This window comes from Psychrobacter sp. FME13 (assembly GCF_014861395.1).
Classification (GTDB): Bacteria; Pseudomonadota; Gammaproteobacteria; order Pseudomonadales; family Moraxellaceae; genus Psychrobacter.
In genome coordinates, this window is sequence record NZ_RRYV01000398.1 from 1 (window position 1) to 392 (window position 392).

Annotated in this window: 1 protein-coding gene; it reads right to left on the reverse strand. The window is 45.9% G+C overall.

The window, feature by feature from the left end; all coding sequences use genetic code 11:
- Positions 1–392, reverse strand: a 392-nt coding sequence (locus EI164_RS17580; RefSeq protein ID WP_192521082.1) for an IS30 family transposase, incomplete at both ends; no start/stop codon positions are given.

Below are 392 nucleotides of genomic sequence, written 5' to 3' on the forward strand. Positions count from 1 at the left end.
ATCAGAGACTTGTCTAAAGTCACAACCCTTAGGCAAGTACTCTCTGATAAGGCCGTTGGTATTTTCGTTGGTTCCTCGCTGCCATGACGCATAAGCATCGGCAAAGAAGAAAGGGCTAAAGAGCTTTTGTTTCACCTTCTTATGCTGAGCAAACTCTTTACCATTGTCAGAGGTAATGGTCTTAACCTGCAACCTCACTGGCGCTAAGAGTTCTATCATTGCCTCTGATACTTGCTGTGCTGTTTTATGACCCACACGCTTCATCTTCAATAGCCCCGTTTTACGTTCAACGAGCGTGACAATCGCTTGCTTGTGATGCTGACCGATAACGGTATCGGCTTCCCAATCTCCAATACGTGAGCGTTCTTCAACAATACAAGGGCGCTCATGAA